Raw genomic sequence first — 10403 nt, 5'->3', positions numbered from 1 at the left:
TCTCTGCATAGCGCACCAATACCCGTCCCTGCAATCCTAAAAAGATTGCCAGGACAAGTAAAAGTTTTAATATGGCATGCAGTGCCTTTTTCATGTTTGTTATTATTTTAAAATAGGGGATTATTTTTAGTAGTTATTCTCTATAATTTTATCAAGCACCTGTTGTGCCAGTTTTTCTTTTTTATTCTTGATTGCTTCAAATAATTGCTCATGTAAGTGATGGCTCATTGCAAAATGACTGATGCCCCGAACTTCTCTTTTGGAGAAGAAATCGCGGATAATTGCAGTAAAATTTTGATAAAGATCAGCGAGTACTTTGTTTGAAGAAGCCCTGGCAATGGCAATATGAAAGGCAATATCCGCATCAACGCATGCCTGTCGTTGCTCAGAAAGTATGGCTAATTTTCTGTTTTCGAGGCTTTGTTTCATATCTTCCAAATCTTCCTCAGTATGGTTCTTCAGGGCCAGTCTTACCATTTCATCTTCCAGCAATTTTCTTACTGCATTGATCTCGTCAAAATCGGCCCTTCGTAAACGTTGATCAATTGTTTCGTTTTGAATATTGTCACATACAAAAGTACCGGAACCCTGCTGTACCGTTAGAATACCTGTCATGGCAAGCGTTTTAATAGCCTCTCTTATAGTTGAACGGCCCACACCATACAGCTTCATCAATTCAGGTTCAGCCGGTATCTTTTCACCTGCCTTATATTTATCCTGATCTATATCATGCCTTATCTTATTGGTTACCTGGTCACTCAATTTTTCTAAAGTCTTCATGTTAATTCTTTAACGATACAAACATACGATGTATTATTTAAACATCAGATGTTTTGTTTGAAAACATTCTTATTGTTATTAAATTGTTACAAAGCATCCCAGCCACGACAGCTGCTACCACTTCTTTAAGAAATGCAGGCGGTTAGTAATACTTCTGCTATATTCGTCCGTTCAGGGGCTTATTATTTGCCATTAGCGCGCGATGCGCGGACTGACCTTTATCTTTATCCATCACAGGAGCCGCGCCGCTTATTCAATGTCTTCCTCCAGCCTTTCCTCCTCCAGGTCCAGCCGCTTTTCGATAAGGCGGATAATATCATCATCGAATTCTTCCTTGTGACGAAAAACACGAAGCTGCTTCCTTTCATGCTCAGTGACCTGCATCATGACCTTTTTGAAACGTTTAATCATGGCCAAAGCTTCGTGCTTTTTTTTCTGGTCATCGCCAAGGCTTTCATAAATACCAACCTTATAGGTCAGCAGTTCCATTCTATTTTTGAGCAAACCATTTCCCTCCAGTTCCTTTGAATACTTTGAATTGAGTTCGGCAATTGCAGCGGATAATAATTGCTGATCTATCTCCAGTACCTGCTGGTCATCCTGCTTTTCTCCCGGAAGGCTTTCAGGCTTTACAATTCTGATGATCCATGGCAAGGCAAGACCTTGTCCAACAAGGGTTACAATAATAACGATAAACGTAATAAACAAGATAAGATTACGATAAGGAAAAGTCTGTCCGCCCGGAAGCATAAGGGGAATCGCAAGCGCAGATGCGAGGGATACAACCCCACGCATACCTGCCCAACTGACGATCATCGGATTTCTCCAACCAGGGTGGCTTACGGCCACTGTTATATAACGGCTGATGAAGGAAGTAAAGATGGAAGAAAAATAACCTGCCAGCAGTCTGGTCGCTATAATGAGAAGAGAAATAATTAAAGCGATTTCCAGCGCATGGGAAAGAGCCATATTTTTTATGCCTCCCATAATTTCGGGAAGCTGCAATCCAATCAGAAAAAATATAACCGCGTTTAGTATAAAAATAATAGCTGGCCAAACCGCATTGGATTTAAGCCGGCTACTGTGGGAGAAAATAAAATGATTTTGATAAGAAATAAATAAGCCACCACTGACCACTGCCAGCACGCCGGAGGAATGAGCCGTTTCAGCAGTTAGGTAGATCAGATAGGGTAATACAAATGAAAGGGCAATATCCAGATTAGACGTGGTCGGCAGCCACTTGTAAAACGCATAAAACACCAGGCCAAAGAACAGCCCAATTGCGATTCCGGAAAGGGAAACGAGGACAAAATTACCTACAGCGTTGTACCAGATAAAATCATTGGTAATAATTGCGGCAAGTGCAAAACGGAAAACTGTTAGGCTTGTTGCGTCGTTAAGAAGACTTTCTCCTTCAAGGATGGATACGAGGCCTTTGGGTAACCGGACGTATTGCAGTACTGCCGTAGCTGCGGCAGCATCAGGAGGGGAGATAATGGCACCCAACAAAAAGCCCAGTGATAGTGTAAAGCCAGGAATAAGCCAGCAGGAAGCAAAGGCAACAACGGTTGAAGTAAGCAGCACATAGCCCAAAGCCATCACGCTGACAATACGCCGCCATTTCCATAAAGCTTTCCATGATGTATTTTGCGCTGCATCAAATAAAACAGGCGGGAGAACGATAAGAAACACAAGGTTAGGATCTATATGAATACCAGGGATCCCCGGAATAAAGCTAAAAGCAAGTCCGGCAATTACAAGGAATATAGGATAAGCAATTGACAGCTTTCTGGCAAGAAGCACCAAAAATGACACACTCATAATCAGACCTAAACAAAGCAATAGATTTTCTTGCATAGACTGTTATTATTTATAGTTACCAAGGTAAGATTTTCTTCGCTTATAATGATAATACACAGTTATTACCTTGAATAAGTCTTGATTGCGGCATCATGTAGATAATTAATACAAATTAAAAGGCCACGAAATTCGCGGCCTTTTAATTTATGCAGCAGCAATATTATTTTATATGCGATCTGAGCATCCATGCCATTTTTTCGTGCGTTTCCATCAACCCTGTAATATAGTCGCTGGTACCAAGATCTTTCAATTCCTCCGCAAAATAGTTAATATTCTCTCTCAAATGAATGATCAGGCTCTCATGATCACTCAATAGCTCAGCTATAAAACCTATTCCATCATTGTGCTCATGTAAGCGTTCTGAAATATGGGTTAACTCCAAAAAAGCCTTAAGCGTAGCCGGGGCATAGTGCCCTAATGAACGGATGCGTTCCGCTACACTATCCATAATCTCATCCAATTGTTCGTACTGTGCTTCAAAAAATAAATGTTTACTGTGAAAATCTGCCCCTTCCACATTCCAATGTGCGTTCCTTGTTTTAGTGTAAAGTAAAAATTCATCTGCTAAAACTATGTTTAAAGCGTGTGCTACTTTAGAAAGATTTTCCGGTGTAATTCCAATTCTTGGTTCCATTGTAGTAAAATTAATGAGTTTTAAATTTGTAGTTGATTAAAAAGTGTTACTTTATTCCGTAACCGGTTAGTAAAATTCCTTTTAGTTTATTATTAGATTCAATGACATACACTGTGGCTTTGCCTGATGAAGCTGAATTTATAATTTTCTGTTACCTTATAGCTAAATCTCATCAAATCAAACAAAATCCTTAATAACGCGGAAGCTGTAAATTATAGCTGTTGCATCACAACACCCCAACTTCATAATGTAAGCAACCAAAAGAGCTTAGACTGTTAAATGAATAGTGGTTGCGCTGCAGCAGACAATATCCCCGTCATAAATTACTTTAAACTTACTAAATTAAAGTTTAACTCAATATTATTCTGCTGATATCATATACAATTTAAGTTATTTTGTTTGTAGTCCAACCATGTTCAACTTTGAAAGATTGTAAGCTTGGTTTTGAATTACTTATAGAATCGGAGTGGCAACAAACATACCACTATAATACTTGCGGTACGCATACCCTAAAAGCAGATTAGGTACAATTAGCGTAACACCCATTAACCAGCCGGAAGGCACTAAAAAGGTATGAAATAGCAAGACATTTAAACTGACCGGGAAAAGTACAACGGCAAAAAATGGGACATAACGGTTGATTATCAACGATATCCCTCCTATTATCTGCACAATCTTTAGCATAGGATAAAAATAGCCTGTCCCCTTAAGTCCGGCAATAAAAGCTCCTGCTTTGCCAGTATGCAGGGGCTGATACGGTATAAAATGCAGAAAAAAATCAAGGCCGAACACCAGGTAAATAAAACCAAGCAGAATTCGGGAAATCAATACTGTAATTTTCATAGGGAATTGCTGTTAATATGAATTAATTTCAAATATAGTTAAGTAGATATTTATACAATTTCATCTAAAACCTGATACTCATTACGCGTTTTTATTTAATTGGAAAAATTCCAAGAAATTTCTTTTTCTTATGCAGAAGCCTTTTTTTATGAGCGAGAGGCTTCTTAACTGTTGATTTAGCTGTGTCCTTCTTTGCAGAATCTATCGTAATCTGAGACTTTGTTTTATTTGAGCTTGTTACTGGTAATACTTTTTTTTGCAATAGTGTGGAAGTATCCTTAACGGGCAAATTAGGACTTTTTGCCGGGGATGCTTTAAACAATCCGTAGGATAGCGAACAGATGAGCAATATAACCAGACCGGCAAATACAGGTTTAGGAATATTAATCTTACTTTTTTTTGATGTTTCGGCCTGTTGATAAGCTAACAATTGCTGCTGTAGTTTTTCATTTTCAGATTTTAAAGCAATTATAGTATTTGCAGCACCATCATAACTTTCGGAGATACTATTTTCGATTATTGCCTCATGCAGTTCTGTTCCATTAGCATAACGATCTTTGGGAGATTTTTCAAGGCATTTGGCAATTATTTGCAATAGCCATGCAGGCACCCGCATCTCCTTTTCCTGCTGTGCCGCTGACCATGACTCAGGCAAGTTCTCCCGGCGCAGTTCAAGTACATCGGGAACAGGCTTTTCAAGATGTGAAAGCATGACCGTATTCCGAGCAGTTTCTCCATTATCTTTTAAGGGAAAGGGTACTTGTCCGGCAAGTAATTCATACAGCACAATCCCGTAACTGTAAATATCCGTCTGAAATAACATTTTCCCATCACTTTGCTCCGGAGCCATAAATTCAATTGCACCGGCATGGCGCATACTGCTTCGCCTTTGCTCGTCTGACATTACAGATAATCCAAAATCAAGCAACACATAGTTTCCGGAGTGGATATTGAACTTTACATTATTGCTTTTAATATCGCCGTGCTTTACTCCTATCTTATGGCAATGGGAAAGCGCACATGCCAGCTGATCAGCCAGTTTTATTACTTCCTTAATTGTAAATATCGCTTCATGCGGTTTTTTCAACAGTTCGCCCAGGTCAGGACCTTCAATAAATTCCATTTCTATAAATGGCAGGGAACCGCTTTCCGTAATTCCCGAATTTAAAATTTTAACTACATTGGGATTAGGTATTTCATTTACTTTTTTCAGCTTTTCAACTTCATTCAAAAAATTGCTATAGTTGTGATCATCCGTACTTTCACTATGGATTGGTGTTGGCAGCAATTTTACAGCGCTGATAATAGGCCCTAACCGCCTGCCCTTGTACACAGAACCTTGCCCGCCCGTTCGCAAGGCGCCCATGTTCTCTAATCCTTCTGTTATGGTAAATATCTTACTCATCTTAACCTGCTGACGGATGATAGCTAAATTCTACAACAGCCGATTCGCCTAAGATAACCTGGTCGCCTTCATTTAGTTTATGGCCAATATGAGTGGAGTGCAGCTTTATCAAATTTTCGTTATCTATGGATTTGATCTTAATTTTATTGCCGGGAGGAATGCCCCCTTCATCAGCATAAAGCATGAAACAACCATCTTCGTTGCTCCATTCTATATGTGCATGCTGCCTGCTTATAAATTTATTACTTTCATTTTTGCTATCTCCGGGAAATGCAATTTGATTCAACCTGAAAAAACCGTCATTTACTTGTGCTTTACTTTCGCGGCCTATATTTATCTTGCCGTCAGAAGAATTTATCTCGTATTCATTCTTTTCAGCTTCGCCATTTAATATCCTGATATATGCCGAAGCCGATCTTTGAATGTTGTGATCTTTTGTCCGGATAAATATAGCAGCGTTCAGTGCATCAGCTTTAATAGCTTCGGGCGGAATTTCTTCATTAAAGCTGATTTCCATCACCCAATTTTCCGGCAGATCCAGTGCAAAATCGTCGGCTATCCTTTGGATCTCATCTTTAAATTTATCTTTTTCTTCCAGGTAAACAGCTGCTTCGTACAGATGTTTTTCGGCAGCATCAGCACTAATAAAAAGATGAATTCCCTTAATATGCCGTCCCTCGCCACCTTCTGATTTCTGTAATTGCTCTTTCACCATGCGTAGCAGTGCATCCCTTAAACTTTTTACATCCTGAGGAGCTTTATCTTCTTTTCGTTTAAATATATCAAACATACTAACCTTTAATTATTTGAATATAACTATTCATCTGCCGTTCCTGTTTCATCAAGCGGAACAATACTTTTAATATATCCTTCTTTTATTAACAAAGGTATCACGTGCTGCCCTGCAAGCCTTACCGCATCTGATGACCCTTTGGTTGATTCAACCCGGATACAAACCACAATGTTACCCTTTACTTTTGCCATTGGAGCAAAAAACACATACCAGCCATCGTTAATACTATTGCCTTTCCAGATCCTTTCTGGTGTACCGGTTTTACCAGCCACTTTCAAACCCAATATTTCCTCCTTGGGCGCACTTTGTTCAATCATATATTTAGTAAGCAACGCTGCATATCGCGGGTCATTTGCCAGCTTAATACTGCCTTTAACAGGCTGCAGGGTATCATTTACCTTTATAACAAAGCGATTGGCAACCAACGAGCCATTGTTGGCCACACTCGAAACCAGCCTTGCTACCGCTGCGGGAGTTGCAATAAGCTCACCCTGTCCCCATGCCATACCCGAGATTCCTTTTGCACGGGTTTTATGGATATTGTTGGGGTCGTATTTTGGTTTGGTGTTAAACTCTGTTTTACGCCAAAGTTTGCGCCATTTATCTTCCTGGTCTGTATTTTCAGGTTTTTTATTGTAGAAATAACCTCCAACCCCATGCAGGAACATGCCTGCCTTCAGGTACAATGTAGCCATATCTTCCTGTAAATGTTCTTCGTTCGCCAGCTTTATGAAGTAAACGTTGTTTGATTTGGCAATTGCCCGCTCCAAACTGATAACTCCGGTTTCGTCCGGTTCAATACCCCTGGTACGGATCCGCTCCTCTGTGCTTACATGAAACTTCACATCATTGGCTGCTAAGCCAAGTTTATTAAATGATGCCATGGCAGTTAAAACCTTTGCCGTTGAGCCTGGCTGAGTTGCATAAGTAAAACCAAGATCACTGGTTGTTATCCATTGCGAAAGTTTATTCTGTTCAGACACTGGCATGGTCAGCTGGTCATAATTATGAACGGGTGGTAAAGGATATACCGCCGAAGCCAGCACATCCCCCGTTGTAGCTTGCATAATTACCACTGATACCCGGTTATCGTTAAGTGAAGTATCGGCAGCTATTGATCTTTGGATGCCGGTTTGAAGTTCAGCGTCCACAGTGAGCTGCACATCGCGGTTCCTTTTCTTGAAAGTTTCAACATCAGCACTGTTTATCCCGGCAATAAGTAATGGCGCCAATGCGCTGTAATCATTTTTGCTTACTGACATTTCTTTTACACCAATAGGCAAAAAGCGGTCTTCCCTGAAACGGTTGGCATGTACATTATAGCTGGTTGTTGGCATTTTAAAGCCACGCAGTTCGGCAGCATGCTCATACTCTGCAAAATAGCCGTTAGTGCTGCCATTAAAAACACCTGTATTTACATCCCCTGTCCAAAAAAACATTTGATCTTCAAATGGATAATACCGGGAGAGGCGTTTATGCATTGCCGAATCCAGGTCATAATGTTCTGCTCCCGCTGCATTTAATACGCGCTCCTGTTTTCGTATCAGGCCGGGATTGCTGGTAGCCATTATGCGTCCCTGCCGGTCATATAATGTCCCGGCCTGTAACTTATTCATTAAAATGGCCAAACGCGGATTATAGCTAAACATGCGCCCGCCACTTCTGTCAGCAACCAATGCCGGTTTTACTATCCATGTTTTACTGTCAAACAAGTACCCCGATATATTAACTATCAACAGCAAAACACCTATACAAGCTGCTAATAACGCAGGCACTAAATTCCTGTCCTGCTGCTTTGTGATAAAAGCCATTTGAACAGATGAGCCTTTAACCAGCGAGGCAGATAATAAAAACCCGGCAGCGAGGAAATTGGCAACGAGAGATGATCCTCCATAGCTTTCAAAAGGCAGCGCTACACCAGATAAAGGTAAAGCCCCCGTTGAGCCACCTGCGATCAATAAAAATTGGATAAAAGTACAAATACCTATCCCTGCGCATAAATAAAACAGGAAGGGAGTACCGGTTTGCCGGCCTATAATAATTGACCGGTGCAGGTATAATAAAAACAATAAGAATATGCTTACAATCCCCGTCCATCCGAAGCTTTCGCCAATAGCCGGTAATATCATGTCTGTATGTGCTTCAGGAATAGTCTTCGCGAACCCCTCCCCTACACCTTGTCCGGTTGCGCCCCCGCCAGTCATGGCCCATAACCCGTTTGCTACCTGATCACCCCCATAAACCTCGTTATTCCAGGCATCCTGCCATATTGCTTTTCTGTCAACCAATCGCTGCACAGGCCCGGGGATTAATTTATCCAGGTAAGGGATCTTATCTATAGTTAAAAACCCTGAAATAATAACCAGCGCCATTATAGCCGACTCACTCAAGGTTTTACGCTTTGATAAAAAAACAAATAACACCATGGCTACAGTAAGCCCCGTAGACAGCAATACATTTTTAAAGATCCAGGATACCAGCACGTAAAAAACAACGGCACCAGTCATAAACATGAAATCGCCTCTTGAAAAAGAGAACAGGATGATAAAAGTAAAACAGATCACAATTGCCGGGCCCATATCGCCAAGTAACAGGAATAATAATAGTGTGAAAGCAATGGAGATAACTGCGAATGAAAAAAACGACCATCTTTTTTTCCAGCTGGTATATTCACTGATAAATTTTTCATTCGTCGCAAAAAAACCTGCTAAAAATATAATTACAAGGTATTTAACTATTTCGCTGGGTTGAACACCAAACAGGTTGACTTTTACACCACTTCCTTCAGGACCCGATCCAAAACGAATGGTAAGCAGTAGTAACCCCATTGCCAGGATGATCCATGGCCATCCATTAGCCGCCTTACGATTGTTTTTAAAAACAAACATCCGGTATAAGCCGGAATCTGATGTAAAACGGCGAAGATTAAATTGCAGAAGCAAGATAATTGTTACAAATCCCATCCCCAGGTAAATGAGGGAATCTTTTGCAAAAAAACGGTCGCGTAATGGGTCCTGTAAATTTAACAAGGTTAAGAATGAGATCCCCGAAAGCAGCATTATTAAAGGCAAAATAATTTGATCGGCACCAGGAAACTTCCAGCTTAAAGTTAAATGGAGGATAAAAAAGCAAACAAAAAAAGATGCCACAATTATCCAGTACCAAAAATTAAACTCAGCCGGTGTGCGGATAATTAAAGCCTTTTCCTTTTTAAGGATCCTGAAATCTTTTGAAGCCAATAGCGTGATGGTATGTAGCGACTGATGAAAGGTAAATGCTTCATCTTTATCGAGATTCTCTGTACCTAATGACCTGCCAAATTGGAATCCGGGTTGTAACGGCAAAATTTCAAATGCTTTATTGGCAGGTAAATTTTTAAAGGTAAATTCACCCTGTGCATCAGTACGGGCAAATGCGGTTAATGATTGTAAATGCGTTTTACCTTGCGCATCTAATATATAAGCAATTTTATAGCCTTTGCCGGTTTTTATCTGTTTTTTTACCTGGTCGCTTTCTTCATCATTATAAAGACTGTCCTGTGGTAATACCATTTGGAGCCTTACCAGCACACCTGCAACGGGTGCAGATTTATTGAGCACAGTGCCCGACATGCTATTGCCGATAAGCTCAACATCAGTTGTAGCGGGTAAAACTGGTGGGTTACTTCTTTCCTGTGTAAAGCGAACAGAGTCATCTCCTGTGTAACCTAATAACGTGCGGGAAACAAGGACCCTATCCTTAAAGGATTTTCCGCCGCGGCTAAAAGCGTCATCAGCATCAACATAATAAGCCTGTTTGTTTAACTCGCCAATATTATCGAATTTTTTGAGGGTTTTACTTTTTTCAGCAACAACGCTTTCAATCAGGTCTATATCTTTCGGATCTTCAAAATAATATCCTTTTTCAAGCAGTTTTCGTAAATTCTGTGCAGGATTAGCTGCATTAAGGTTAACCATTGTCCCATCTTTTAAACGCTGGTCAACATCACTAAAGTTTTGCTGCAATACCAAAAACAAGCGGATAAATAACAAGCCCAGCATTATGGCTGAAAACACAAGAAATAAACCTTCTTTTTTTCTTAACCCCAT

General features: G+C 40.3%; 7 protein-coding genes. All 7 read right to left on the bottom strand.

Features of this window, described 5'->3' with window-relative positions; all coding sequences use genetic code 11:
- Positions 1-126 precede the first annotated feature (126 nt).
- Positions 127-780, bottom strand: a complete 654-nt coding sequence (locus JWQ54_RS21930; protein ID WP_299589381.1) for a FadR/GntR family transcriptional regulator — start codon at positions 778-780, stop codon at positions 127-129.
- 249 nt (positions 781-1029) lie between these two features.
- Positions 1030-2637, bottom strand: a complete 1608-nt coding sequence (locus JWQ54_RS21925; protein WP_299589379.1) for a Na+/H+ antiporter — start codon at positions 2635-2637, stop codon at positions 1030-1032.
- Positions 2638-2800: 163 nt separating this feature from the next.
- Positions 2801-3274, bottom strand: coding sequence for a DNA starvation/stationary phase protection protein (locus JWQ54_RS21920; protein ID WP_299589377.1), 474 nt, complete (start codon positions 3272-3274; stop codon positions 2801-2803).
- A 453-nt stretch (positions 3275-3727) separates the two neighbouring features.
- Positions 3728-4117: a DoxX family membrane protein gene (locus tag JWQ54_RS21915; RefSeq protein ID WP_299589375.1), complete on the bottom strand. Its 390-nt coding sequence runs from the start codon at positions 4115-4117 to the stop codon at positions 3728-3730.
- 91 nt (positions 4118-4208) lie between these two features.
- On the bottom strand, positions 4209-5522 hold the full coding sequence (locus JWQ54_RS21910; protein WP_299589373.1) for a serine/threonine-protein kinase: 1314 nt from the start codon (positions 5520-5522) through the stop codon (positions 4209-4211).
- A 1-nt stretch (position 5523) separates the two neighbouring features.
- Positions 5524-6312 (bottom strand): FHA domain-containing protein, encoded by a 789-nt coding sequence (locus JWQ54_RS21905; protein ID WP_299589371.1) that lies wholly within the window; start codon positions 6310-6312, stop codon positions 5524-5526.
- A gap of 26 nt (positions 6313-6338) precedes the next feature.
- Positions 6339-10403: an FtsW/RodA/SpoVE family cell cycle protein gene (locus tag JWQ54_RS21900; protein ID WP_299589369.1), complete on the bottom strand. Its 4065-nt coding sequence runs from the start codon at positions 10401-10403 to the stop codon at positions 6339-6341.

This window comes from Mucilaginibacter sp. (assembly GCF_028288225.1).
Taxonomy (GTDB): Bacteria; Bacteroidota; Bacteroidia; order Sphingobacteriales; family Sphingobacteriaceae; genus Mucilaginibacter.
Note: the sequence above shows the minus strand (reverse complement) of the source record. Positions and strands in the feature narration are given on the sequence as shown.